Source organism: Psychromicrobium silvestre (assembly GCF_013408295.1).
Lineage (GTDB): Bacteria > Actinomycetota > Actinomycetes > Actinomycetales > Micrococcaceae > Renibacterium > Renibacterium silvestre.
The window spans coordinates 226,228-252,424 of record NZ_JACBYQ010000002.1 but is presented as its reverse complement, the minus strand read 5'-3'; the positions used below and the strand labels follow the sequence as shown (position 1 = coordinate 252,424).

At 58.3% G+C, this 26,197-nt stretch carries 20 protein-coding genes and 1 tRNA gene; 12 read left to right on the top strand and 9 right to left on the bottom strand.

Features of this window, described 5'->3' with window-relative positions; translation table 11 throughout:
* Positions 1-2: 2 nt before the first annotated feature.
* Complete coding sequence (locus FHU41_RS09185; protein ID WP_179389388.1) at positions 3-1,007, bottom strand: asparaginase; 1,005 nt, start codon at positions 1,005-1,007, stop codon at positions 3-5.
* A gap of 152 nt (positions 1,008-1,159) precedes the next feature.
* Between FHU41_RS09185 and purD the strand changes: the two genes are divergently transcribed.
* From purD to FHU41_RS09140, 9 genes are all read left to right on the top strand, one after another.
* Entirely contained in the window at positions 1,160-2,467 is a 1,308-nt protein-coding gene (gene purD / locus FHU41_RS09180) for a phosphoribosylamine--glycine ligase (RefSeq protein ID WP_179389387.1), read from the top strand.
* Positions 2,467-3,342 carry a phosphoribosylaminoimidazolesuccinocarboxamide synthase gene (locus FHU41_RS09175; protein ID WP_179389386.1) on the top strand — a complete coding sequence of 292 codons (876 nt, stop codon included), beginning with the start codon at positions 2,467-2,469 and terminating at the stop codon, positions 3,340-3,342. The genes purD and FHU41_RS09175 overlap by 1 nt, the downstream gene beginning before the upstream one ends.
* A 17-nt stretch (positions 3,343-3,359) precedes the next feature.
* Positions 3,360-3,941, top strand: coding sequence for a hypothetical protein (locus tag FHU41_RS09170; protein WP_179389385.1), 582 nt, complete (start codon positions 3,360-3,362; stop codon positions 3,939-3,941).
* 37 nt (positions 3,942-3,978) lie between these two features.
* Positions 3,979-5,301, top strand: coding sequence for an LssY C-terminal domain-containing protein (locus FHU41_RS09165; protein WP_343046298.1), 1,323 nt, complete (start codon positions 3,979-3,981; stop codon positions 5,299-5,301).
* 61 nt (positions 5,302-5,362) lie between these two features.
* A complete protein-coding gene (locus tag FHU41_RS09160) occupies positions 5,363-6,811 on the top strand; it encodes a sugar porter family MFS transporter (protein WP_179389384.1) in 1,449 nt (482 codons plus the stop codon).
* Between the two features lie 112 nt (positions 6,812-6,923).
* Positions 6,924-8,423 (top strand): CoA-acylating methylmalonate-semialdehyde dehydrogenase, encoded by a 1,500-nt coding sequence (locus tag FHU41_RS09155; RefSeq protein WP_179389383.1) that lies wholly within the window; start codon positions 6,924-6,926, stop codon positions 8,421-8,423.
* Positions 8,424-9,497: a 3-hydroxyisobutyryl-CoA hydrolase gene (locus FHU41_RS09150; RefSeq protein WP_179389382.1), complete on the top strand. Its 1,074-nt coding sequence runs from the start codon at positions 8,424-8,426 to the stop codon at positions 9,495-9,497. It abuts the gene before it with no gap.
* A 21-nt stretch (positions 9,498-9,518) separates the two neighbouring features.
* Positions 9,519-10,412 carry a 3-hydroxyisobutyrate dehydrogenase gene (gene mmsB / locus FHU41_RS09145; RefSeq protein WP_179389381.1) on the top strand — a complete coding sequence of 298 codons (894 nt, stop codon included), beginning with the start codon at positions 9,519-9,521 and terminating at the stop codon, positions 10,410-10,412.
* 138 nt (positions 10,413-10,550) lie between these two features.
* Positions 10,551-11,321, top strand: a complete 771-nt coding sequence (locus FHU41_RS09140; protein ID WP_179389380.1) for an enoyl-CoA hydratase — start codon at positions 10,551-10,553, stop codon at positions 11,319-11,321.
* Between the two features lie 169 nt (positions 11,322-11,490).
* On the opposite strand, the gene FHU41_RS09135 is transcribed toward FHU41_RS09140, so the two are convergent.
* Complete coding sequence (locus FHU41_RS09135) at positions 11,491-12,000, bottom strand: MarR family winged helix-turn-helix transcriptional regulator (protein ID WP_179389379.1); 510 nt, start codon at positions 11,998-12,000, stop codon at positions 11,491-11,493.
* Complete coding sequence (locus tag FHU41_RS09130; protein WP_179390381.1) at positions 11,997-13,736, bottom strand: AMP-binding protein; 1,740 nt, start codon at positions 13,734-13,736, stop codon at positions 11,997-11,999. Before FHU41_RS09130 ends, FHU41_RS09135 begins: the two co-directional genes overlap by 4 nt.
* Positions 13,737-13,851: 115 nt before the next feature.
* Between FHU41_RS09130 and FHU41_RS09125 the strand changes: the two genes are divergently transcribed.
* On the top strand, positions 13,852-15,036 hold the full coding sequence (locus FHU41_RS09125) for an acyl-CoA dehydrogenase family protein (RefSeq protein ID WP_179390380.1): 1,185 nt from the start codon (positions 13,852-13,854) through the stop codon (positions 15,034-15,036).
* A 78-nt stretch (positions 15,037-15,114) separates the two neighbouring features.
* On the opposite strand, the gene FHU41_RS09120 is transcribed toward FHU41_RS09125, so the two are convergent.
* From FHU41_RS09120 to FHU41_RS09110, 3 genes are all read right to left on the bottom strand, one after another.
* Positions 15,115-15,191: transfer RNA gene (locus FHU41_RS09120), tRNA-Pro, on the bottom strand.
* Positions 15,192-15,377: 186 nt separating this feature from the next.
* A complete protein-coding gene (locus FHU41_RS09115; RefSeq protein ID WP_179389378.1) occupies positions 15,378-17,195 on the bottom strand; it encodes an ABC transporter ATP-binding protein in 1,818 nt (605 codons plus the stop codon).
* Positions 17,192-19,018, bottom strand: a complete 1,827-nt coding sequence (locus FHU41_RS09110; protein WP_179389377.1) for an ABC transporter ATP-binding protein — start codon at positions 19,016-19,018, stop codon at positions 17,192-17,194. The genes FHU41_RS09115 and FHU41_RS09110 overlap by 4 nt, the downstream gene beginning before the upstream one ends.
* A 211-nt stretch (positions 19,019-19,229) precedes the next feature.
* On the opposite strand from FHU41_RS09110, the gene FHU41_RS09105 reads away from it, so the two are divergent.
* Positions 19,230-20,264, top strand: coding sequence for an LLM class flavin-dependent oxidoreductase (locus tag FHU41_RS09105; RefSeq protein ID WP_179389376.1), 1,035 nt, complete (start codon positions 19,230-19,232; stop codon positions 20,262-20,264).
* Here FHU41_RS09105 and FHU41_RS09100 read toward each other — a convergent pair.
* From FHU41_RS09100 to FHU41_RS09090, 3 genes are read right to left on the bottom strand one after another with little or no spacing between them, the layout of a single operon-like run.
* Positions 20,261-20,791 carry a hypothetical protein gene (locus FHU41_RS09100; protein WP_179389375.1) on the bottom strand — a complete coding sequence of 177 codons (531 nt, stop codon included), beginning with the start codon at positions 20,789-20,791 and terminating at the stop codon, positions 20,261-20,263. The two genes, FHU41_RS09105 and FHU41_RS09100, sit on opposite strands and share 4 nt — an antisense overlap.
* 1 nt (position 20,792) lies before the next feature.
* Entirely contained in the window at positions 20,793-23,141 is a 2,349-nt protein-coding gene (locus FHU41_RS09095; RefSeq protein WP_179389374.1) for a glycoside hydrolase domain-containing protein, read from the bottom strand.
* Between the two features lie 13 nt (positions 23,142-23,154).
* Entirely contained in the window at positions 23,155-24,222 is a 1,068-nt protein-coding gene (locus FHU41_RS09090) for a hypothetical protein (RefSeq protein ID WP_179389373.1), read from the bottom strand.
* Between the two features lie 282 nt (positions 24,223-24,504).
* Here FHU41_RS09090 and FHU41_RS15510 point away from each other — a divergent pair, with 282 nt between their 5' ends.
* Positions 24,505-24,936: a DUF2690 domain-containing protein gene (locus FHU41_RS15510; protein WP_179389372.1), complete on the top strand. Its 432-nt coding sequence runs from the start codon at positions 24,505-24,507 to the stop codon at positions 24,934-24,936.
* Positions 24,937-26,197 lie beyond the last annotated feature (1,261 nt).

Genomic DNA, 26,197 nt, shown 5'->3' with positions numbered 1-26,197 from the left:
CGCTAATTCAGCAGAGCGGAGACCGCGCCGCCAAGGCGCAGGCTGCCCACTACCCGCCCGCCGCCAACAATGGGCTCCACCACTTTGTTCAGCACTGCGGCGACGCCAGCCACCTCGATAGCACCCGAAGCGGCAAGCAGTGTCAGGCCGACCAGGGTGGCGGCGCGCTCGTTGCCGTCCAGGATTTTGACTGCCACACCAACACCGGTTTCGGTGCCGAGCGCCAGCACGCCCTCGGCCCCGCCCTTGGTGAGTACGCCTAGGTCCTCCATCACCACGGTGTTCGGCTTGCCCCGGCCGTGCACGGCCCAGGGGTAGTCCAGCATGGAGGTAGCTACTGTGGCGGCGCGGGCATTTGAATTCTTATCGCCCGGCGAGCGGCTGAGCTTGCCATATCCTCGGGCCAGCGCGGTGAGCGAGATGGCTGCGACTGGGGCGCCACAGCCGTCGATGCCGATCTGAGCAGCAGATTCGCCGGTGTACTCCTCGATGACGGAGAGCACCAGTTGCTGTAAGGGATGCTTCGGGTCGAGATAGCTGGCGAGGTCCCAGCCGTTCTCGGTGCAGGCCCATAGGAAGGCCGCATGCTTGCCCGAGCAGTTCATCGCCAACGTCGTCTTTGGCCGCTCGGCGCGAATCATCCAGCGGTAGGCCTCGGAATCCTGCGGCCAAGCCGGGGGGCAGAGTAAATCGCTTTCACTCAGCCCCGCCTTGTTCAGCATGACTTTCGCCAAGTCCATGTGCTCTAGGGAACCGACGTGGCTGCCGCTAGCGATTGCTGCCTGGGCGCCACGCAAGGGGGCTCCGGCTTGCATCGAAGCGATGGCTTGGAAGGGTTTGAGCGTGGATCGCGGGAAAATCGGGGCTTTGGGGTCGCCGAGGCTGGTGACCACCGAGCCGTCTGCCGCTGTCACCACTGCGGAACCGATGTGTCTGGATTCGATGAAGCCGCTGCGTTCTACAACGGCAAGTTCTACGGCGTCCTGCGCCAAAAAAGTATGCACCACCCCACCATTATCCCAGTTCCTAAACCAGCCTCTTAAACCAGCCGTCCCACTGGGTGTTACTGGAGTGGCGAATGTGGCGGATTCGCCGCAACACCTGCCACACGGGTAACACTCGGTGGGATAGTTGGGTTTGGTCGGTAGGCTTGGGGGTTGTGAAGGTTCTCGTTGTTGGCCCTGGTGGCCGCGAACACGCCATTGTCCGGGCCTTGCTGGCCGATTCCTCCGTGTACGAAGTGCATTCGGCACCCGGTAACGCAGGTATCGCCGCGCTGGTGCCAACCCATCAGCTGGACGCCAACGATCCGGACGCTGTTACCGCGCTGGCCCGCAAGCTTGAGGTCGATCTAGTCGTGATCGGACCGGAGGCTCCACTGGTTGCCGGGGTGTCTGATGCCCTGCGTGAGGCGGGGTTTCCGGTCTTCGGTCCCAGCCGGGCGGCAGCGGAACTGGAGGGCTCGAAGGCTTTCGCTAAGCAGGTGATGGCCGGTGCCGGAGTTCCGACGGCGATGGCCAAGGTGGCCTCGAATGCCGAGGAAGCAGCGGAGGCTCTAGACACTTTCGGGGCGCCTTATGTGGTCAAGGACGACGGTTTGGCCGCGGGTAAGGGCGTGGTGGTCACCACCGACCGAGCCGAGGCGCTCGCTCACGCACAGAGTTGTTTCGATGCCGGTGGCGATGTGGTGATCGAGGAATTCCTCGACGGACCCGAGGTTTCTCTCTTTGTGCTCTCCGACGGCAAGAACGTGGTGCCGCTGGCGCCGGCACAGGATTTCAAGCGGATCTTCGACGGTGATGAAGGCCCCAATACCGGTGGCATGGGAGCATATTCCCCTCTCGATTGGGCTCCAGAGGGTCTGGTCGAGGAGGTTGTGTCCCGGGTGGCCCAACCAACCATCGATGAAATGGCGCATCGCGGAACACCTTTTGTTGGCGTGCTTTACTGCGGTTTGGCGCTCACCTCCAGAGGTTTGCGGGTGATCGAATTCAATGCGCGCTTCGGCGATCCGGAGACTCAGGCGGTACTGGCCAGGCTGCGCACCCCCTTGGGTGGCCTACTTCTGGCGGCGGCAAAGGGCCAGTTGGAGACCGTGGAAACCCTGCGCTGGAGCCCCAAGAGCGCGGTTGCCGTGGTGCTCGCGGCCGCTAACTACCCGGATAAACCGCAAACCGGTGACCGGATTCGAGGCGTGAAGAAAGCCAACGCCCTTGAGGGTGTGCACGTATTGCATGCGGGAACGGCAGCGGACGACGACGGCAAATTAGTCAGTGCCGGTGGTCGAGTGCTCGCGGTGGTCGGTTTGGGCGAAGACCTCGTGGAGGCGCGCGAACGAGCCTATGAGGGCGCTGGCCTGATCCAGTTGGACGGTGCGCAATTCCGGCGAGACATCGCCTCCAAGGCAGCCCGGGATTCCATCGAAATCCCCGGACACCCCAGCAGCCAAAGGACGGAAGGTATCTGATGACCGCGCTAGAGATTCCCGGCTGGAAGCATAGCTACTCGGGCAAAGTTCGTGAGCTGTATCGTCCGGAGGATGGTGGCCAGGATCGCGTGCTGGTGGTAGCCACCGACCGGATCAGCGCTGCCGATCAGGTCCTCGGTAGCGAAATTCCCGACAAGGGTCGCATCCTGACGCAGCTGAGTCTCTGGTGGTTCTCCCAGCTCGAGGCGCCTCATCACGTTCTGGCGAGCACAGTGGAAGACGGCGTTCCCGAAGTGGTGTCCGGGCGGGCGATGATCTGCAAGAAACTAGAGATGTTCCCGGTGGAGTGCATCGCTCGCGGTTATCTGACCGGCTCCGGGCTGGTCGAGTACCGCAATAGCCAGACGGTCTGTGGATTACCACTTCCGGCCGGGCTTACCGACGGCTCCAGACTTCCGGAGCCTATTTTTACCCCTTCAGCAAAGGCTGAAGTTGGCGAGCACGATGAGAACGTGGACTTTGCCACCGTGGTGGCTACCGTGGGGCAGGACTACGCCGAGATCTTACGGGCTGAGACGCTGAAGGTTTACCGCCAAGCAGAGGAAATTGCTCGGCAACGCGGCATCATTCTGGCCGATACTAAGCTCGAATTTGGGCTTGATGCGCAGGGTGTTGTGACCTTAGGGGATGAGGTATTGACGCCTGACTCCTCGCGATTCTGGGATGCCCAGCTCTGGAATCCTGGTCAGGCGCAAGCGAGCTTTGATAAGCAGTATGTCCGGGATTGGCTCCGCTCGGATGCTTCGGGATGGGATGGCAGCGGTGAGCCGCCCGCCTTGCCGCAAGACGTCGTCGAACGTACTAGGGCTCGCTATATTGAAGCCTATGAGAGGCTGACCGGCGAGCGTTTCTAAGCAGCAGCGGAGGACTGATGTTTCGGGGTTTACGCCGTACTGCGAATCAACGACCGGCGCTGTACTTCACGCTTTTCGGCTTGGCTTTCGCTCTGGTGTACTTCCTGGTGGGTTTGGTATTCGGCGGAAAGCCCATCAGTCTGGCCGGGCAAGCTGTTCTTAGCGCGTTTCTTTGGACCGCTATCTGGTATTCGGCGCATCGGAAGCAGCGTAGAAATATAGCTTTGCTGGCCAAGGATGGGCGGTTCCAGGCTGCAATTCGGAGCCCAGGTGCGATGAAGGATTCGCTGAGCGAGCGTTGGGCTAACGGGGTGGTCACACCTTCGGCTCAGGGATTTGGGTTCCAGTTGGAGGAGTCCGGACATGAGCTGCCAGCAGGGCCAGTGACCTGGTACGAGGTGGAAAGCTGGCAGCCACGGCATGCACTGACCGCAAGCCGTGAGCGCGGAGGTACTGGGTTCCAGTTGGGGGAGGGGAGCTATCTCACGAACCGGGGGCTCCGAGAGCTCAGAGCGGCTCCCGAACATCTAGTGGCACTTGAAAAGGCTCTAACTGCTGCTGCCCTTCCCACAACTGAGACCGGGGAGCGGCATCGTTAGAAGGGCTGTCAGTACGGCGACGGCTTAAGCTGGGAGAGTGACGGCAATTTCCGAGATGATTCAAATCAGTAAACGGCGCTGGTCGATCAACTTACTGGTCGATAACCTCTTCTTTGTCTTCAGCGGGGCTGCTTCCATTTGGCTCGCCTGGTTGGTGCTGAGCGAAAGCATTGCTGGTGGCTGGTCAAAGCTCTGGCTCTCCCTGCCGTTCTGGGTGGTATTGGCTTATGTGGCGCTGCCCAGGCTGCATCGGATTCTGACCAGCATCTATGTTCCGGACTACTTCATCGGGCGTTCTCGGACCGCGGACGGCTTGCTCGGCGATCCGATTAACTTGGCGGTGCGGGGGTCGCAGCAGCAGCTGGAAGCCATCATGCTCGCCGCAGGGTGGACCAAAGCTGATGAGATCACCTTGCTCAGCAGTTGGCGGATTATCGTCTCCACGGTCACCCGGCGAAGCTATTTGAAGGCGCCCGTCAGTTCCCTCATGCTCTTCGGAAGGCAACAGGATTTTGCCTTCCAACAAGAGGTGGAAAACAGCCCGGCAAAGCGGCATCATGTTCGATTCTGGCGTTGCCCAGATGGCTGGTTACTTCCGGGTGGGCACCAGGCCGATTGGCTGGCTGCTGGGACCTTCGACCGAAGCGTAGGGCTGTCCCTTTTCACTTTTCAGATCACCCATAAGATCGATGCAAATGTCGATATAGAGCGGGATCATATCGTGCAGACCATGCATGCAGCCGACACCTTCGTGAGCCTTGACGTGATAGAGGACTTCTCCACGGGATATCACTCGCGCAATGGCGGGGGAGACGAAATCACCACCGACGGCGATCTGCCGATTGTGAATGTCCGTGGCGTCACGGTGGAGGAGCCGAGGAACGTTACCGGCGGCGTTGTGATACCCGGTACCAGCGTTGACGTGCCCCCACTCGAGCGCCCACTCCCCACAATCTTCGGCGCTTTCTTTGGCCTGTTCACCGCGATCACCACAATCATCAGCGCCATTGCTTTTCTCACCTCGCACGAGATGAGCGATGTGCTTTCCGCAGGGAACTACAGCCCCCTGGAAATTGCCCAACTCTCCGAGGGGGTAACCATTATTACCTTGAGTATTTTGGGGCTGCTGGCAATTTCTCAGATCGCCTTGGCTTGTTTTGTCTGGATAGGTCACAACTGGGCCAGAATCGCTCTGATGTCCGTCACGGCTCTGTCAATCATTGTGACGGCGGTGGGCTCGGTGCAGGGTCAACAGATCACTCTGAGTACCAATCTGTTCGGTATCACTTTAGATATTTTCGCGATGCTTGCGCTGTCCAGCGAGAAGGCCAGGGCGTTCGCCCGAAACCGTCGAGCTTGATCCCAGCGGCCGACGTTATAGTGTCGAAGGGCACGGTCGGCTAGGAGAGGTAGAAACGAAAATGGTAACGGACAGCAGGAAACTCCAGCTCAAGGTGATCGGCCTGGCCATCTCGGCAGCAGTGGGTGGCTTCCTCTTCGGCTTCGATTCCTCGGTGGTCAATGGCGCCGTTGACGCTATCGAATCAAGGTTCGGACTGTCCAGCGGTCTGACCGGCCTTGCCGTAGCCTCTGCGCTCCTAGGCTCCGCACTAGGAGCCTACTTGGCAGGGAGAATTGCCGATCGTTGGGGCCGCAAGGTGACCATGTTGATCGGGGCGATCCTGTTCTTCGTTTCCTCTATTGGTGCGGGTGCTGCCTTCGAAGTCTGGGATTTGGTGCTTTGGCGGATCATCGGAGGTCTTGGCATCGGCATTGCCTCGGTAGTGGCTCCGGCCTATATCGCCGAGATTTCTCCCAAGCTGATCCGAGGCAGACTGGCCTCACTCCAACAACTGGCCATCACGCTCGGCATCTTCGCCGCTCTCCTGTCGGATACGCTCTTCGCCAACTCCGCAGGCAGCGCCTCGGCTACCTTCTGGCTCGGGCTGGAAGCGTGGCGCTGGATGTTCATTGCCTGCGCCCTGCCCGCACTGATCTACGGCTTGCTGGCCCTCCGGTTACCGGAATCTCCCCGCTACCTGATGCAGAAAGGCCGTGAGCAGGAGGCAACCAAAGTCTTCTCCTCGCTCTGGCCTGCCGCCGATGTCACCAAGGCCGTCAAAGATATCCGCAGCGCTATTGCCGAAGACGCTAAGGCGAAGCGAGCTTCGCTCTTCGGCGGACGGTTCGGCCTGTTACCGATCGTCTGGATCGGCATTGCGCTGTCGATGTTCCAGCAGTTCGTTGGCATCAACGTGATCTTTTACTACTCCACCACGCTGTGGAAGTCGGTGGGCTTCCAGGAATCCGACTCGCTCTTCATCTCTGTGGTCACTTCGGTCACCAACGTGGCAGTCACAGTGGTCGCGATCCTCCTGGTGGACCGGCTTGGGCGGCGCCCCATTCTGCTGGCCGGGTCGATTGGCATGGCCGTGAGCTTGGGGGCAATGGCGCTCGCCTTTAGTACGGCGTCGACCGCGAACGGTGAGGTTCAGCTGTCCGGGATTTGGGGACCGGTGGCACTGGTAGCCGCCAATATCTTCGTGATTGCTTTCGGAGTGTCCTGGGGACCTCTGGTCTGGGTGCTACTTGGGGAGATTTTCCCGAATAGGATTCGTGCCAAGGCGCTCGGTGTTGCGGCGATGGCGCAGTGGATTTCGAACTTTGTGATCACCGTGAGCTTCCCCGGCCTGGCCAGTATGTCCCTGAGCGTCACCTACGCGATCTACGCGGCTTTCGCCGCACTTTCCTTCGTTTTCGTCTTCTTCAAGATCCCGGAGACCAACGGAATGTCGCTGGAGGAAGCGGAGACCTTATTCGTGAAGAAACCGCGCAGCGGCAAAGCGGAGAACACCCTCTCTACGCACTGAGTGCGTGCATTTCTCGACATAGCTAAATAGTAGGAAGTCCGAGTATATTTTCTAGCAGGGCAGGCCCGCTCATTTCCGAGGCGGGCAAGGTCACAGCAGAGGAGAGTCATCAATGGTGCGCGAACTTTCACATTATGTCGGCGGCAAACACGTCAGTGGCACTTCCGGCCGCTTCAGCGATGTTTTCAACCCGACCACCGGCGAGGTTCAGGCTCGCTTGCCCTTGGCCGGTCAGGCGGAGATCGATGCCGTCATTAGCAATGCGGAGCAGGCTCAGCTGGGCTGGGGAGCCACCAATGCGCAGCGGCGAGCCCGCATTTTGCTCAAATTTGTCGACCTGGTCAATGAGAATCTAGACGAGCTAGCCGAGTTGCTTTCTTCTGAGCACGGCAAGACCTTCCCCGATGCTAAGGGCGATATTCAGCGCGGCATTGAGGTGGTGGAGTTCTGCGCCGCCGCACCACATCTACTCAAGGGTGAGTTCTCCGACAGCGTGGGCACCGGAATCGACGTGCACTCACTACGCCAGCCCCTCGGCGTGGTGGCAGGCATCACACCCTTCAACTTCCCGGCGATGATTCCGCTCTGGAAGGCCGGTCCCGCGCTCGCAGCCGGGAACGCATTTATCCTCAAGCCCTCCGAGCGGGACCCTTCGGTGCCCTTGCGGTTCGCCGAACTGTTCACCGAAGCGGGGCTGCCCGACGGCGTCTTCAATGTGCTCAACGGCGATAAGGAAGCCGTGGATGGCCTACTAGAAGATCCGCGAGTCAAGGCCATCGGCTTCGTCGGCTCCACCCCGATCGCGCAGAGCATCTACGCTTCCGCGGCAGCACACGGCAAGCGCGCTCAGTGCTTCGGCGGGGCTAAGAACCACATGATCATCATGCCGGACGCCGATCTGGACATGGCTGCGGACGCCCTGATTGGTTCGGGCTACGGTTCCGCCGGGGAGCGTTGCATGGCTATTTCGGTGGCGGTGCCGGTCGGTCAGGCCACCGCAGATGCCCTGGTAGCCAAGCTGCAGGAGCGAATCAAGGGCCTCAAGGTTGGAGCCAGCATGGACCCGACCGCTGACTTCGGCCCGGTAGTTGCCGCCTCCGCCAAGGAACGGATCGAGAACTACATTCAGTCCGGCGTTGACGAGGGCGCGTCCCTGCTGGTCGATGGCCGTGGGCACACCGTAGAGGGGTACGAGAACGGCTTCTGGTGCGGGCCGAGCCTCTTTGACAATGTCACCACCTCGATGCGGATCTACAAGGAAGAGATCTTCGGGCCGGTGCTCTGCGTGGCGCGGGTTGCCGATTATGAGGAGGCGCTCCGGCTGCCCAGCGAGCATGAGTTTGGCAACGGTGTCGCGATCTTCACCCGCGACGGCGATACCGCCCGGGACTTCGCCAGCCGGGTTCAGGTGGGGATGGTAGGCATCAACGTGCCGATCCCGGTACCGATCGCCTATTACACCTTCGGTGGCTGGAAGGCTTCTGGCTTCGGCGATCTGAACCAGCACGGAGCCGATGCTTTCCGGTTCTACACCAAGACCAAAACGGTGACCAGCCGTTGGCCCTCCGGGATTCGTCAGGGAGCCAGCTTCGTGATGCCGGAAGGCAGCTGAGTGGCCGAGTCGGAGGTTTCTCAAGCTGCCGAGATCCTTTTTGAGCAGCGGGGCTCCTTGGGCGTGGTGATCCTGAACCGACCCAAAGCCGTCAACGCCTTGACCGCGACGATGTGTGAAGCGATGCTGGCGCAATTGCAGGCCTGGGCCACGGACGCCTCGATCAGCCAGGTGCTGGTCTGCGGCAGCGGCGAGCGTGGGCTGTGCGCGGGCGGCGACATTGTGGCGATCTATCGGGACGCTACTGGTGGCGGCGATGCTACCGCTGATTTCTGGCGTACCGAATATCAACTCAACTCCCTGATCTCACGCTATCCCAAGCCGTATATCGCCTTGATGGATGGCCTGGTGCTGGGCGGCGGAGTGGGTATTTCGGCGCACGGTTCGGTACGCATCGTCACCGAACGCACTCGCTGCGGGATGCCGGAAACCACGATTGGCTTCGTTCCCGACGTCGGCGGTACCTATCTGCTCTCCCGTGCACCCGGCGAGGCAGGCACCCACGCCGCGCTGACCGGAGCGCATCTGAGCGCTGGGGACGTGCTGTACCTCGGGATGGCGGATTATTTCGTGCCCTCCGAACAGCTACCCGCACTAAAACTGGCGCTTGAAACGGAGACTGCGCCCGACGCCGTCGTCCGTTTCGCTTGTCCCGCACCGGAGTCCGCTCTAGCTGCCGAACGGGAACTGATCGATAGTGCCTACGCGGCTGAGTCCGTGGAGGAAATTCTGCAGAATCTGCGCGCTCAAGGTTCCGAGCATGCGGAGACGATTGCGGCGAAGTCCCCGACAGCGGTCAAGGTCGCCTTGGCCTCGCTACGTCGCAGCCGGGAGCTGGGCAGCCTGGAAGAGGTACTGGACCAGGAATACCGAGTGGGGCTGCGCTTTCTGGCCGGGCACGATCTGGCCGAAGGCATCCGGGCTCAGGTGATCGATAAGGACCGCAATCCGCAGTGGAGTCCGGCCAGTCTTGCGGCGGTGAGCCAGGCCGACGTCGAAAGTTACTTTGCGCCCTTGGGCGAGCGGGAGCTGGGGTTGGCGGCTATTTCCGAAAGCAGTTCGACGAGGAACTGACGGTTCAAAGGAGGATCGGCAATGAGCGAGACAGTAGCTTTTCTGGGCCTGGGTCATATGGGCGGGCCGATGGCGGTCAATCTGGTCAAGGCCGGGTATCAGGTGCTTGGCTTCGATGTGGTTCCGGCTGCAGTTGAGGCGGCAGCGGCCCAGGGCGTGCCGGTGGTGGGTAGCGCGACCGAGGCTGCTGCGCAGGCTTCGATTGTGCTGACCATGTTCCCCAGCGGGAAGCATCTGCTGGACGCATACCGTGGCGGGCTACTGGCGGCGGCTCAGCCGGGTTCCTTGTTCCTGGACTGTTCCACCATCAATGTGGACGAGGCGCGGGAGGCTGCGCAATTAGCGGTCGACGCCGGTCACCGGGCTGCGGATGCGCCGGTCTCGGGCGGCGTGGTGGGTGCAGAGGCTGGGACGCTGACGTTTATGGTTGGTGCGCTTGCCGAGGAATTTGAGGCCATCGCTCCGCTGCTTGAAGTGATGGGGAAAAGGGCTGTGCACTGCGGCGGCAATGGTGCCGGTCAGGCCGCGAAGATCTGCAATAACATGCTGCTCGGTGTGACCATGATCGCGGCCAGCGAGGCTTTTGTTTTGGGCGAGAAGCTGGGTTTGGAGCATCAGGCCCTTTACGACGTGATTTCCACCGCCTCGGGGCAGTGCTGGGCGGTCACAACGAACTGCCCGGTGCCAGGTCCGGTTCCTGGGAGTCCAGCCAACCGCGATTATCAGCCGGGGTTCGCGGGTGCGCTGATGTCTAAGGATCTTAAGCTAGCGGTGAGCGCCTTGCAGAGTGCCGGAATCACGGCCGAGCTGGGGTCGCTGGCTTCGCAGATTTACGATCGTTTCGTGGACGAGGGCGGTGCCGGCCGGGATTTCTCCGGCATCATCACCGATATCCGTCAGAAATCAGCGGAGTAGCTTGAACGGGTAGCGTGTTCATAAGGCTAGGGCTACCGTTTCCCCTTTATGCGCCCCTAACGATGGGCGCATAAAGGGGAAACGGTAGCCGAATTGGACGGATGCCGGATTTAGACGGCGAATTGGCGGAAGCAGAGGATGGACATGAGCATTCTGGTAGAACGGCGCGGGCGGGTTGGCTTGGTCACTCTCAATCGTCCGGAGGCGTTGAACGCACTCAACAAAGAGACTATGGACGAGTTGGTCTCAGCGATCACGGAGATGGATGCCGATCCGGAAGTTGGTGCCGTGGTGCTGACCGGTTCCGCCAAGGCTTTCGCCGCGGGTGCGGACATCAAAGAGATGGCTTCCAAAAGCTACATGGAGATGTACGCGGAGGATTGGTTCCGGCATTGGGAGGACCTGACCAGGCTCCGGATTCCTATTATTGCTGCGGTCTCCGGCTTCGCCTTGGGCGGCGGCTGCGAACTGGCGATGATGTGCGATTTCATCATCGCGGGGGAGAACGCCAAATTTGGCCAGCCTGAGATCAACTTAGGTGTGCTGCCCGGGATGGGCGGTTCACAGCGATTGACCCGCGCCGTCGGTAAGGCCAAGGCGATGGATCTGATTCTGACCGGCCGAATGATGGGTGCCGAAGAAGCTGAGCGTTCCGGCCTAGTGGCTCGGGTGGTTCCGAACGAAGATGTGGTCTCCGAAGCATTGAAGGCTGCCGAAGTGATCGCCTCAAAGTCGAAGCCGGTAGCGATGATCGCCAAGGAAGCGGCCAATGCAGCCTTCGAAATGGGCTTGGTACAGGGAGTGACCTACGAACGCAGGCTCTTCCACTCGGTCTTCTCCACTGAGGACCAAAAAGAGGGAATGGCAGCGTTCGTGGAGAAACGAACTCCAGACTTCAAACACCGCTAGCCCCAGACCACGCAGCATTTTTCCCCACACCACCCCGCTCTGCCCCAGCTGCCCCGTCGTCCGTCCCACGTCCCTCCCATCTGTCCCATTGAATGTGGCAGATGTTGCCCCTGAGGCAGATTTGGGTGGACTCCTGTAACTCTGGCACCACCCAGTGGGACAACTGGGTTTAGTCGGAAGTGAAGTCGCCGGATTTTTGGCGGAAACGGGCTAATACCTGAATCAAGGTCTGAACATCGTCGGCGGCGAAGCCGGACTGGCCAAAGACCTCCGCGTTGAGAGCTGTTGTCGCTTCTCTGACCAGGCTGCGGCCAGCGGGGGTAAGGGCGATAAGAGTTGTGCGTCCATCGCTTGGATGCGGAGTGCGCCGGACCAGGCTGTCCTTGGATAGCCGGTCAACGGCATTGGTCACTGAGGTGGGATGTACCTGTAGCAAGGCGCTGGCCTTATTCATCGGCAGTTTCCCGAGCTTCGAGAACCCCAGCAGCGCCAGCAGTTCATAACGTGCAAAGGTTAGCCCGAACGGACTCAGTACGGACTCGATTCGGAGCAAGAGGATCTGCTGGGTGCGCATGATCGCGGTGATAGCGGACATTGGAGCGGCCGTCTCATGCCAGCCCTGCTGTTCCCAGTTGCGCTGAGCCTCAGCAATCGGATCTCGGGGGAGCGCTTGACTCATCCGATTCCCTTTAGGCCTGGAAAGTCGGTATCCACGTATTCCACACCAAGCCCCGAGGCGGGGTTGGCACCGTGCCGGAGTTCTTCATTTCGGCGCAATTCGACCCGGCGAATCTTGCCGGAAATAGTCTTGGGTAATTCGGCAAATTCCAAGCGTCGAATTCGCTTGAAGGGTGCCAGATGTTCCCGACAATAGCGCAAGATGTCCTCGGCCACCTCCGGCCCGGGCTGGTATGCCGGCGCAAGCACCACGAAGGCCTTGGGTACCGAAAGTTTGAGTGGATCAGGGGAGGGTACGACGGCGGCCTCGGCTACCGCTGGATGCTCAATAAGTACGCTCTCCAGTTCGAAGGGGCTGAGCCGGTAGTCGCTGGATTTGAAGACATCGTCGCCGCGACCCACATAGGTGATCACGCCGTCGTCGTCCTTTTCCGCCATATCACCGGTGTGGTAGTAACCATCTCGGAAGGCATAGTCGGTTTTCTCGGCGTCGCCGTAGTAGCCCTTCATCAGGCCGACCGGGCGACCGTATTGCGCCGAGCCGTTCACCCTCAAGCAGAGCTCGCCTTCCGCACCTTCTTGGCCGGTGGCCGGGTCCACCAGTACGGCGTCATAACCGGGCAAGGGCTTACCCATCGCACCAATCTTGACCGGCTGTCCCGGGGTGTTGGCAATCTGCACGGTGGATTCGGTTTGCCCAAAGCCGTCCCGGATGGTCTGGCCCCAAGCACGCCGAACCTGCTCAATAACCTCTGCATTGAGCGGTTCGCCGGCCGAAACTACCTTGCGGGGAGGGGTCTTCAGGGCGCTGAGATCGGCTTGGATGAGCAGCCGCCAAACCGTGGGCGGGGCGCAGAAGCTAGTGACGCCTTCGGCATCCATCTGTGCCATCAGAGCCTTCGCATCGAAACGTTGGTAGTTGTAGATGAAGACGCAGGCTTCGGCGATCCAGGGAGTGAAGATGTTTGACCAGGCGTGTTTCGCCCAGCCGGGGGAGGCGACATTGAGATGTACGTCCCCGGGTTCCAGCCCAATCCAGTAAATCGTGGAGAGATGCCCCACCGGGTACGAAGTGTGAGTGTGCTCCACCAATTTGGCCTTCGAGGTGGTGCCGGAGGTGAAGTACAACAGGAGCGTTTCATCGCCCTTGGTGGGAACCTCCGCCTGGAAATCCGTGCTGGCGGCGAGGGAGTCACCATACTGCAAAGCTGCTGCCGAGGTCGGATTGCCGTCGTTGACCTCGATCAGGCGGTAGTCGCCCGGCACCTCAACGAATTTGGGCAGATCGGTGCTTCCTACCAATGCCCAGCGAGCCTCACCTCGTTCTATTCGGTCGCTCAGGTCGGTCGGACCCATCTGCGTGGTGGTGGGGATGAGCACAAGGCCCAGCTTCATTCCGGCCAGCATGACTTCCCAGAGCTCGACCCGGTTGCCCAGCATGACGATCATCTTCTCGCCTCGGCGAGCGCCCTGCTCACGGAACCAATTGGCCACCTGGTTGGACCGCTGGGAGAGTTCGAGATAGCTGCGTCGAGTGGTGGTGCCATCCGGTTCTACGATGACCAGCGCCGGGCGACTCCCCTTCGTTGGATCGGCAGCGATGGAATCGAACCAATCGAGAGCGAAGTTGAATTCCTCAAAATGCGGCCAGCGGAACTCCTGACGCGCCGTTTCGTAGTCCTCGCGAAGCTCAACAAGCCGATCCCGGATAGCTCGGAATTCCTCGGTGACGCCCATGTCCGCTCCTCGTCGCTTAGTGATCTGCATCCTCTGTGCAATATACTAGGACTTCCAAGGGTTTGAAAGGTCGATGACGCTCCTTCGCCCGGAATGGCGCAGAAAGCGAGCCCAGATGCAGGATCAGCAGAGCACCGCGAAGGCAGCGATTCCGGACGTAGATCTGATGGGGATGATCGGGCTCCTACCGGCAGATGAACACGAGCGTTTCTTGCGGGTTCGAGAGTTTTTGCAGCGCCGGGTGCGGCCCGAAAGCATTGGTTTCTGGAATCGCGAGGAATTCCCCTTCGAGCTGCTCCCCGAGCTGGCGGAATTGGGGCTTGGCGAGTTGCAGGTCGATGGTAGCAGTCTGCTTTTCAAGGGGCTGATGTACTTTGAAGTCGCCAGGGCCGATGTTTCGCTCTCCGCTCTGGTGGGCATCCATAATGAGCTGATTGTCGGAATGATCGATCGCCTGGGTTCTGCTGCCCAGCGCGAACGCTGGCTGCCCGGACTGCGGAGCTTCCGTGAGCTTGGTGCGTTCGCGCTCACCGAACCAGACCACGGTTCCGATATTGCCGGTGGTCTGGAGACGACGGCGGAACTGGTCGACGGCGAATGGGTGATCAATGGTGCTAAGCGTTGGATCGGCTCCGGAACCATCGCAGATTTCGCCCTGGTCTGGGCCAGGGACGTTGCTGATCAGCGGATCAAAGGGTTCATCGTAGAAACGGATCGCCCTGGCTACTCCGCTACCAAGATCGAGCACAAAATGGGCCTGCGAATTATGCAGAACGCTCACATCGTCTTGGATCAAGTGCGCATCCCGGAGGCGAATCTACTGCCGGGGGCGAGTGACTTCGCCGCAGCAAATGAGTTACTACGCGACTCCCGCGCCTGGGTAGGATGGCAGGCTGCCGGGATTCAGTTCGGCACTTTCGATATTGCCCGAGACTATGCCTTGGAGCGCATCCAGTTCGGCCGGCCGCTAGCCAAGTTTCAGCTCATCCAATTGAGCCTTTCGGAGATCCTGGGTAATGCCTCGGCCTCCTTGGCTCTTATGCTGCAGTTCGCTCGGATGCAGGAACAAGGCGATGCTCAGATGGTTCAAGCGGCAATGGCGAAGGCGACGACGACTCGGCTGGCCCGCGAATCGGTGGCCAAGGGGAGAGCATTACTCGGCGGCAATGGGGTGACGAGCGACTACGAGATGGCCAAGCTGTTCGGAGATGCGGAGATCTTGTACAGCTATGAGGGTACCTATGAGATTAATTCGCTCATCGTGGCCAGGGCGATGACCGGTGTAGGGGCCTTTGTCTAAGCTTCAAGGTCTACATGCGCAGCCGACTGAAGACTGCATTCGACTTACGCTCATTGGCTGGATCGCCGTGATGACTACTGGTCGGGGTGACAGGATTTGAACCTGCGGCCTCGTCGTCCCGAACGACGCGCGCTACCAAGCTGCGCCACACCCCGCTACTTTTCAGAACTTGTCCGGAAAGCAACCTCTCAAGAATAGCGGACTCACGCCCCCCACTCAAACGCGGAAGCAAAACGTGCCGCCAGGTAGGAATTAATCGTCCCCAAGGCCCCAACGAGGCGGTTTGGCTGCGAAAGTCCTACTCGGCGGCACGCGCAACGCTCAAGGAGAGTCGCAAACCTCTAAACCAGTGAATCCTCCCAAGCGCCATGCAGCTTGGCGAAGCGTCCGCCGGAGGAAATCAACTCGGCGGGAGTGCCGTCCTCAACGATGCGACCGTCGTGCACCACCAGCACCCGATCCGCGATTTCCACGGTGGAAAGCCGGTGCGCAATGATGATTGCGGTCCGGGAAGTGCCTGCCACGGAGCCCAGTAGATTGCGTAGTCCTTGCTGCACCACTCGCTCCGAGGGGATATCTAGCGAAGCGGTAGCCTCGTCCAGGATCAGCACCGTGGGTGAAGCCAGGAAGGCTCGGGCGAAGGAGAGCAATTGGCGTTGCCCGGAGGAAACTCGCCCACCTCGCTTGTTCACATCGGTGTCGTAGCCTTCCGGCAGTTCCATGATGAAATCGTGCGCGCCGACTGCGCGAGCGGCAGCTTCAATCTCATCCCGGCTGGCCGAGGGTTTACCGAGCGCGATGTTCTCCGCCACCGTGCCGCTGAACAGGAAGGCTTCCTGGGTCACCATCACCACGGCGCGGCGTAGATCCTCCGTGGACAGCCGGTCCAAGGGGATCCCGTCAAGAGTTAGCGAACCCGAGGAGACATCGTAGAACCGGGCCACCAGCTTGGCCAGGGTAGATTTTCCAGCCCCCGTTTGACCAACGACGGCGACCGTCTGTCCAGCCGGAATGGTCAGGTCCATTCGGGGCAGCACCACCGGCCCATCACCGTAGCGGAACTCCACCCCACGGAAGGCCAACTCGCCCCGCGGATTCGGTAGCCCAATCGGATCGCTCGGCGGACGCACGGTAGGAACTTCCTCTAATAGACCGGAGACTTTCTCCAGCGCGGCTTGCGCAGATTGGAAGGAGGTGTAGAACATGGCCATTTGATCCACCGGGGAGAAAAATCGCTTGGTGGAGAGGATTAAGGCGAGTAAGGCACCCACCGCCAGGCCGCCGTCGAGCACCCTGAAGCCACCCAGCAGCAACACCACGGCCACGGTGACATTGCCGATCAGGATCAAGCCAGGCTGGAAGATGCCGTTGAGGTTAATCGAGCGGACAGTAACCTTGCGGTATTCCTCAGCAAGTTCCTCGTAGCGGGCACCGTTATCCTTCTCGCGGCGGAAAGCCTTGACTGCGCGAATGCCGGTCATGGTCTCGACGAAGTGCACGATCAGCTTCGCCGAAACCACGCGGGAAGCTCGGAAGGCCAGCTGGGAGCGGGTCTGGTACCAACGAGCCAGGAAGAACATCGGCACGCCCGCGAGCAGCACCACCAAGCCGGTCTGCCAGTCCAGGGCGAAGATACTGATCGCGGTGAAGAGCATAAAGACAACGCCAGAAGCTAGCGAGGAGACTCCGGAATCCAGGAGTTCTCGCAGCGCTTCCAAATCGGAGGTCTGCCGAGCGATAATCCGACCGGAGGTGTACTTTTCATGGAATTCCAGGCTGAGTCGTTGGGTGTGCCGGAACACCCGACGGCGGAGATCCAGCAACATTGCCTGGCTCAACTGTGCGGTGGCGGTGACATAGCCGGCGGTCATCACCGAGGTCAGTGCGGCGGCGAGGATGTAGCCGCCGCCGGTGAGTAGCAAGGTCAGCGGATTGCCCTTGATCATCAGCGGCAGGGCGTGGTCAATGCCAAAGGCGATCAGCAACGGCCCGGCCACCCTGGTGGCCTGAGAGAGCACCACCAGCACAATGGTGTAGATGAAGCGGTTACGGACCGGCCGGATCAGCGAGCCGAGTAGCTTGAGCGAGCGTTTCCGGACGAACTTCGAATCCGCAGTAGTAAGTTTGACCCGATCTTCATCGGCTGTCCCCATGCTCATACTTGCACCCCTTGCAGGTCGTCCAGGTCCCGATCATCGTCTTCAAGTTCGCTGTCTAGATCCTTCGGCTCTTCGTTCAGGCTGGCCAGTACGTAGCGATAGTGAGAATTGGAGGCCAGCAGCTCCGAGTGCGTGCCCACCGCGGTGATCGAGCCATTCTCCATCAGAGCCACCCGATCGGCCATCGCTACTGTGGACGGGCGGTGCGCCACAATCAGCGTGGTGGTGTCCGCCAGCACTTCGCGCAACCGGGCCTCCACCAATTCCTCGGTGTTTACATCGAGGGCGGAAAGTGGGTCGTCCAATACCAGCACAGCAGGTTTGGAGGCGATGGCGCGGGCTAGCGCAACCCGCTGTCGCTGGCCGCCGGAGAGACTGAGGCCTTCCTCCCCGATCAGGGTGTCGACGCCGTCGGGCAGCGAGTAGGCGAAGTGGGCTTGGGCGACGTCCAGGGCTTCATTGAGGACCTCTTCGGAATCGGTTCCGGTGCCGAGCAGCACATTGTCCCGTACCGAGGAGGAGAAGAGCGTGGTGTCCTCGAAGGCTACCGAGACCAGGGTCCGCAATCGCTCGATAGGGAGGTCCCGCACATCGACGCCGTCTATCGTGATCCCACCGGCGGTGACTTCGTAGAGCCGGGGGACAAGTTGTAGTAGCGTCGATTTTCCGCAACCAGTGATACCCACCAGAGCCATGGTCTCCCCAGCCCGGATATTTAGGTTGATGTCGTGCAGAATATTTGTCGATGCGTCGGCGTAGTGGAAAGCTACATCGTGAAACTCCACATTGCCCCGGACCTGTTCGAGGGACTTGGGCTGCTCGGGATCGACTATGGTGTTTTCCGCATCCATCACTTCGTAGAACCGCTCCACGGCTGTCTTCATGGTCAAGGACATAGCCATTAGCGGCCCCATGAATTCGACCGGCGTGGCGACCACTGCCGCGGTAGCGAAGAACGCTACCAGTGCCCCCACGGTGAGCGTGCCGTTGGCCACCAGCAGGATACCCACCACTAGGCCGGAGCCGAGTGCGAGCTCGGGAAGCAGACTGATCACCAGGGAGTAGGTGGCCAGGGACTTGGCCTTGGAGATCTCCGTTTCACGAAGTTCCTCGGCTTGATCGCTGAAGTTCTCCAGGGCTTCCTTGCTGCGTCCAAAGGCTTTGAGTACCCGGATGCCGTGTACGGATTCTTCAACGGCGGTGGCCAGATCGCCGGTCTGGTCCTGACTCCTCCGGCTCACCTTGCGGTAGTAGCGGTTGAACCGGAACCCGTAGATAACAATCGGCACGCCGGCCACAATGAAAATCAGGGCTAGGGCCCAGCTGAGGGTGAACATCAGCACCAGCCCGATGATCACCGTGAGCGTGGTAACCACGAGCATGATGGCGCCAAAAGCCATCCAGCGGCGCAGGAAGTTCAGATCACTCATGGCGCGGCTGAGGAGTTGTCCGGAGCCCCAGCGGTCATGGAAAGAAACGGTCAGATCCTGCAGATGCCGGTAAAGGGAGATCCGCATTTTGGTTTCCACCGTGGTGGCTGGGGTGATGACAAACTGGCGGCGCAGGGCGACGAAGCTGGCTTCCAGGATGCCAAGTAGCAGTACGACGACGGCGGCAATCCAGACGCTTCTAGTCTCACCACCCTGATGCAGGGCTGAGTTGATCAGCACTTGGTAAACCTGGGGGACGGCCAAGGCTACGATGCTTGCCGCTAGGGCGCTGAGTAGTCCCAGAATTAGTCGGGGAAGGATGGGTCTGAGGAAAGGATAGAGGCGGCCGATGGAGTGGAAGAGTGAGTTTTGATTACGTTTCGATGCAGTCATGCCAACTTCTTTTTCTGTCTTTGTGACCGGTACCAATTAGTTACGCAGAGTAACTATCTTAGTGCTTTGTGGCCTGGGTCACCAACATTTTTGAGAGTGTCGCGGTGACTTGACGTATGTAGTGGGATCTATTGGCCGCGTCCTGTTCCGAGCGTGAAAGTCTTATGCCTCGATCCGGAATATTGCATGCAAACGTATGGTTCTATCCGGCATGAAAGGTTTTGGATTTCTCTCCTTCGGACATTATGGGCCGGGCCAGGGTTCTCAGACGGTAACTGCGAAAGATTCTCTGCATCAAGCGATTGACCTTTCCGTGGCTGCCGATGAACTAGGCGTTAATGGTGCGTACTTCAGGGTCCACCACTTCGCCACCCAGCAGTCCTCGCCGTTCCCTCTGCTCTCGGCGATTGCCGCGAAAACCGAGCGAATCGAGGTTGGCACTGGCGTCATCGATCTCCGCTACGAGAACCCGCTCTATCTTGCAGAGGAGGCTGCCGCGCTGGATCTGATCAGCGATGGACGCCTAGCTCTGGGGATGAGTCGGGGATCGCCCGAGACCGCCCTGCGGGGTTATGAGGCTTTTGGCTACACCGGCAGCTCCGATCCGCGTGGGGCTGATCTGGCTCGGGAAAAGTTTGAGCTGTTCCTGCAGGCCATTGATGGTGAAGGCGTTGCACCCACCGACCCGCGAGCTGCCGGGCACTCAGGTCTGTTGCGGGTGGAGCCGCATTCGCCGGGTCTGCGGAAGCGGATTTGGTGGGGTTCCGGCTCCAGGGATACCGCGGAGTGGGCCGGGAAAATGGGGGTCAATATGATGTCCTCGACGCTGCTGACCGAGGATGTGGGTGTTCCCTTCCACGAGTTACAAACCGAGCAGATTGAGCGCTACCGCGCTGCTTGGCGAGAGGCCGGGCACGACGGCGATCCTCGAGTTTCGGTGAGCCGCAGCGTTTTTCCACTGATGACGGATCAGGACCGGCTGTACTTCGGGCGCAGTAGCTCGGATCAGGTGGGAATGATCGATGGTTTCCGTTCAACCTTTGGTAAGAGCTACGCGGGGGAGCCGGATCAACTGGTGGAGGAGTTGCTCAAAGACTCCGCTGTGATGACCGCCGATACCTTGATGCTCACCATCCCTACTCAGCTTGGCGTGGAGTACAACCTGCACGTGCTGGAGTCTTTCGCTAAGCATGTGGCGCCGGCGCTGGGGTGGAAGACGAATACTGAGGGGGCTGTGAGGGGTTAGAGGGTCAGCCTGATCAGAACCACCACGCCCGTCCAGAATAAGAGAAAGGCGGGCGGCACGATCCAGACAAGCTTGATGTATAGCTGGCGTCGTGCCAGATCTTTTGTTCTTGTCAGCGCTGCGAAGAGCAGAGCGAGGGCCACCACCAGGAACGGAATCAACGGGGCTGAGGCGCTAACGAAGATCCAAAGACTTGATGAGTAGCTCAACCAAACGAACGACCAAAGGGACAGGGCGCCGGTAATGGCCCCCTGGGCAAAGAGGCACAAGAGGATCGCCCACGAAGGAAGTACGAAACTTCCTCCGATTCGAGCACAGCAAAGAAAAATCAGCAACAGTAGAGAGACTAAAAAGCAGAGTCCAATCAGCAGCCCAGATCCTGTTAGCGGCGTAGCTGAATTCTTGGTATAGATCTGGGCTGGCGCTTGCAGAAGCCAGACAAAATATCCGGCAAAAAGCGTCGTGAAGAGGAGTCCATAGAGCGCCGAGAGAATCTTGTTGGCAGGTTTCGATTGAGCTCTTTCCAACTCAGTCCCTCGCGGCCAGCGCAAGAAGTCTGTCAGTCGCAGCGATTGCGAATTCATTGGCTTCCGTGCTGGTTGCATTCGGCTGGCCATTGAGGAATTGCTCCCGTGGTACTGCGGTCCAAGGCCACGGACTTGTGAAGATATTACTAATTGCTGTGATCATTGTGTCCCTCGTCGTGGGACCGAAGCGTTGGGATGTAAAAAACGCTAGTCGGTCTGGCCAATGAATCCGTTCAAGAAAGGTCTTCCTTACAGCATCGTCGATCGGTGCGCCATTCCGGATCTCTGTGCCAACCAACCATCCGTCGGCGTCTGCAATGATGTCACTCTGGCTAAATCCCATTGACTCTGCCTCAGTGCCCGAAGCGCCTAAATATTTGAGCACAAAATCTCGAATACTAATTCCGTCACCACTAATTTTGTAGTTTACCCATAGCTGAACGAAGTCGAGACCCCAGCCGCCAAGATCTCCTACCTCTACTGCGGACTGCCCTTGCGCTCCGCCCCAAATGACGACCCCCTGGGCTGTTGCAGCCATGTGAGCGAGATCGCCTTCGTATCCGATGACTTCAGAAGCAGGGGTGGAAACCTGAAAGTACCCGCCTCTGGCGGATGCTAGTGCAAATGCCGTGTCTTGGGGGAGCCCGGGAACAGTTTCGGGGAAAGGCGTGTATAGGAGCCATGTTTTGGTGTCGTAAACCCCTCTTTGAAGCCCAAAAAGGACATTTTCCGATGCGTCCTTAATCGATACCCGGACGGGGTCCTGGAGTGTTGCCCCTTCTGCGAGAACTGCCTCCTTCACCATCGCCCAGTAGAACGGAACAAATCCACTATCTGCTGTTAGCGGTGTCGGATTGATGTTCTCTCTTTTTGCAGGCCGAGCCCTCGAGGAGACCACATTCCGATCGATATTAAGGCTTCCTACTTCTTGGATCTGGTTGTACATCCAATCTTCGGGCATCTTAAAGCCCAGGTTTCCACTGTATCCAGTTGACATCCCGCTCACCCAGATGGCGTCGGCGTAGCCAGCCTCCTTGAGTTTCTGACATACATTCCGGGTACCGTAGACCCCGATCTTGAATGAGTTACTGCGGGACTTTGCCAGACTTTCCTTGATCCCACCGAAGTAGTCAGCCACAATCGTTAGGATCTCATCACCGAAAGCATCGTAATCGACGGCGAAGAAGATGATCGTGTCCGATTTGAACCCAAGTTGCCTCGCCCGGATTGCCGCTTGAAGGCCATGATCAGCTCCGACGTCCTTGGTGAAGTAAGAGGCGTCATTGTTGTAGTTTTGAAAGATAGGTGCGACCGAAAATCCAGCATCGAGCAGGATCTCGATTTCTCCTGGAACTATAGCCTTTCCCGACACAGTCAAGTATCGTCCAGCAACCCGATACCCTAAATTGTAGAGACTCAGAGCTCGCTCTTGAGTTATCGGCAGATTAGTGTCTAAGCCGGTTGCCGGACGATTGGGGTCCCCGGTGCTGACGAGAAGGGCCGCCCAAGTTTGGTAGTCGCCGATACCGGTCTGAGGCAACTCCATGAAGCTTTGGAAGTCTCGAACCGCTGACCCGGTAGCTGAATCGAAACTTCCCGTGACGCTAACACTGTAGCCATTAAAGGCAAGAGCAATTTGGAAAAGAGAGACGAACTTTCTTACCGAATCTATACTCCCCGGCGCTACGTTGCCCTGCGTCTGTAGGAGTGAGCTTGTTTTGGGTCCAAGCGAACCTGTGGCTCCGGTCCCCGTTGTCGCATCGTAGTCCGCCATGCCTAGTTCATATTGCAAAGCGAGCATGAGTCCTTCCTGCACGGAACGGGTAAATAGTCCGTCAGCGGGTAGGACGTCGAAGTCACGACGTTCTAAATACTGACCGTTGAGCCATTGTTCTCCAGCTCGAATGAAGTCGGTACCTCCCGGGAGGAGGGTGTAGGCGTCCATGCTTAGCAAGGATCTCATGAGTTTGAGGGGAATCGATGGCTCAGAAGACAACCCTAGAGCAGCTCGGATCATCCTGATACCGCCATCGATATCTTCGGTCCAAGTACCGAAGGTCGGTCCTCCGTAATATCCCTTGCACCAGAACGCGCACTGAACAAGTGCAGTGACTCGTGTCGTGGTGTTACTTGATGTGAGAGTTCCAAAATTAGAAGTGAATGCAGCTGAAGTCGCGGGACCAAAGTTCGTTGACGGGCTGGCAATGCCGAGCTCGATCTGCAGCGCGCGCAGGATCCCAAATATGGTAGGCCAACCGGTCTGACCATCTTCCGTTAGGGCCACAAAACCTGTTTCGGAATCGTAAGTTGTATTCAGATACTGCTGCGATTTCTGTACTTGAAGATCCATGAGATGAGTCCTTTTAGGAGATCAGGGAGTCGGACAATTGAGCTTTTCCGGAACTAGTCACCCTAGAGAGGGAGTAGCGTCCGGTTTGCCTCACGAGGGCGCTCTTTCCTTTAGTGGCGATAAGCTCGACCGTAGCGAAAGATACATCTCTATCTGAGAGTTTTTGCTGATTTGTTGTGCTGATGAGATTCAGGGTGATTGAGGTCTTGGCCGGAATATCTTGTTTGAGAATTAGCTCGCGATGAAGGGAGTTCGGCAGTTTCTTACTCCCAGTGCGAATGACCGTGGGGAATGGAGCTCCGGTTTCGGTGAGAACCGCGCTGCCCAGGTCTAGAGATGCGACAACTCCGCTGTCTCCAGTGAACTTCAGGAGCGTACCTGCAGGGATGGGACCCGGGCCGACACTCTGTATCCGTACGGACCGCGGTACTGAATATCCTTTACCGCTGAGATTCAATCTGGCCCAAACCGCGGATAGTTCAGCACCCCAGGGTGTTCCGGCGATTTCAGGAATAGTTGCTGTGCAGACCAGTAAAAATTTTGGAAGTGCTTCTACCTCGATTTTCGTGGGATTCACCGGAGCGATGTTATCTAGGGGATACAGGGGCAAGGTATCGAGCGGTAAGTACAGTTGGGCTGCCGCGGCACCGGGGGCAATATCAGAGAGCTGGGCTGGGAGATTGATCTGCAATTGATCCATCATGGGGTTGGGGGTGCCGGTAGTATGGCTGCTGACCTCAGCTGGGTTGCCACCGTGTGTCCAGATCGCGGGTATTCCGGTCCATCGAGCGACCCTGTTGTCAAAATTTATTATGAGTCTAGTGCCACCTAGTTTCGAGATCTTGCCAGAGAAATCAATACGCAGGGGTTGCTGCCAAGTTATGGCACGAGTAAAGCCCGGGTTAAAACAGGTCTGGGGTACGGCTGTAACGGTTATCTTTACGCCGTTTGCTTGGGAGCTAGTCATTTCGGTACTGATGGTGCTCGTCTCTCCGGAGGCATGGGCACTACCAACGTTGAGGAAAATGGCTCCAAATGCTGCTGGAGCGACTCCAAGCGCTGCGCGTCGACTAATCTGCATAATTCATATTCCTCGTAAGTTTGACCTGAAGTTTTCTGGTTATAGTCCGCCCCGCCGGATGCCATTGCTAGGGTACTCTCAACCGGCACCCGGGTCAGGCCTCAGTTGTTTGTCCTTCTTGAATGCTACTGGGGGACCTTAGAGGGCCTGACCAAAAGCTGACGAAAAGTAAAAACTTCCAATCATTTCCAGAAAAACTTCCAGTCCTGCCCCTGGCTTGAAGCTCAAGTGCATTGTTAGTGTCGAAAGTCCCAGTTCCATATCACTAAGGAGTTCGACAAAATGAGGAAGATCTTGACGATCGCGGGAGCGCTTGGAGTTGCTTTGACGTTTGGGCTGGCAGCTGCCCCTGCGGCAAGTGCGGCTGGCTACGACGGCACTGATCCTGTGGCGACCGGTTGTGTGTCAGGTGCGTACGTCGTTCAATCCTGGAATTTTCAAAAAGGAGAGGGTCGGGCGGAACTTGTCTATTCACCGCGCTGTGGGACTAACTGGGTAAACGTATATGGGTATCTTGCTGGGCAAAATTATTGGGCGACAATCAGCGTGCCCAGCACATCGAAGGGTGGTCAAGCAATAACGGCAGGTGTGTCATCTGAGCACAGCCGGCAAGTGTATGCACCAGGGAACACTTGCGTTGTTGTTGCCTGGGGACATCGCGTTCCGGATACAGGGCTCGTTGGTGGTGGTACTGCGTATGTAGGCAGTTGTTAATTGATTGAGTGCTATTTAAAATTTAGGAGGAATTCTATATGGAGGAAAATTTTTGCTATTTTACCCATGGTAACAACAGTAGGTGGCTTCAGTTTGAGAAGTGGCATCGGATCACAGCGCACGGATGAGTGCACCAGGTAACACTCGTGTACAAGTTGCCTGGGGACATCGTTCTATTGATCACATGGACGGAGCAGGTCGAGTCTAGGTACGAAGCTGCTAGTTAAGCCAGGTGATTATAGGAACTATTGGCAAATCGCTGCCTGGGAAAATTAAACCAGGACGTGGTTGTTTCTGGGTTCTCACGTCTTTTATTCACGACCGTTCGTGTTGGAGTCGGCGTGCGCCTGAGTATTGAGACCGAACCTATACGAGGAGTATTCCTCAATAGCAATCGGGTGGATTCTCGGCGCTGCGTCTCAACAGAGCGGTATCTACTGGTGCCCCTCGATTTCGATACCGTCCAATCGGTGGCTACGAGCCGCATTCCTGCTTACCGGACCTCCTCACGACAAGAATTTGCAGGCCGGATAAGGAGATGGGAAGAACCCGACAGTCTGGTCTGTTTCAGAACGCATGATCTTTCGAAGACCACTCGAACTTCCCGAAGTTTTGCACTCTCTGAAACGCTAGGTAAAACTTCCAATCGAAGGCTGCACAGAACCTCATAGGTTCCGGCATGATTAGAGAGTTGGTGAACCGTATTATTTATGAGGAGTCTAACTATATGGAAAAAATTAATTGCATGCTTGGGAGTCGTTATTGCAGCCGGAGGGTTTGGGCTTATCGCTGCGCCAGAAGCGACCGCCACTGGGAATTGTTATCTTGACAGTTGTAAGGGCAAAGATCCTCACTCTTCAGGCTGCAGCACGGGTGCTTACACCATCGCTTTAGGTATTGACCTGAGATACTCATCATCGTGTTCGGCGGTGTGGTTTAGACCTAGTGGTGGTGGGACTACAAACTGCACCAGTACCTATATCCAGGTTCGACGCTGGTACCCCGGGGGAAGAGTAGAAACCGAAACCAATTTTGTCGGTGTTCTTTATGGTAAATATTGGAGCCAAATGGCACCAATGCAAGCAAGTGATACGGCTCGTTTCACTTGTGATCCAGCGGGGGATAGTCACTGGAGCGGATAGTATAACGCAAAGCCAGCATAAGGCGGCAAGGTTGTGGGACTGAATTTCATTGAGATTGACGGTCAAGAATTAATTGACTCATCGCTAGCAGCGAAACTGCAGGTTACTACGCTGTGAAT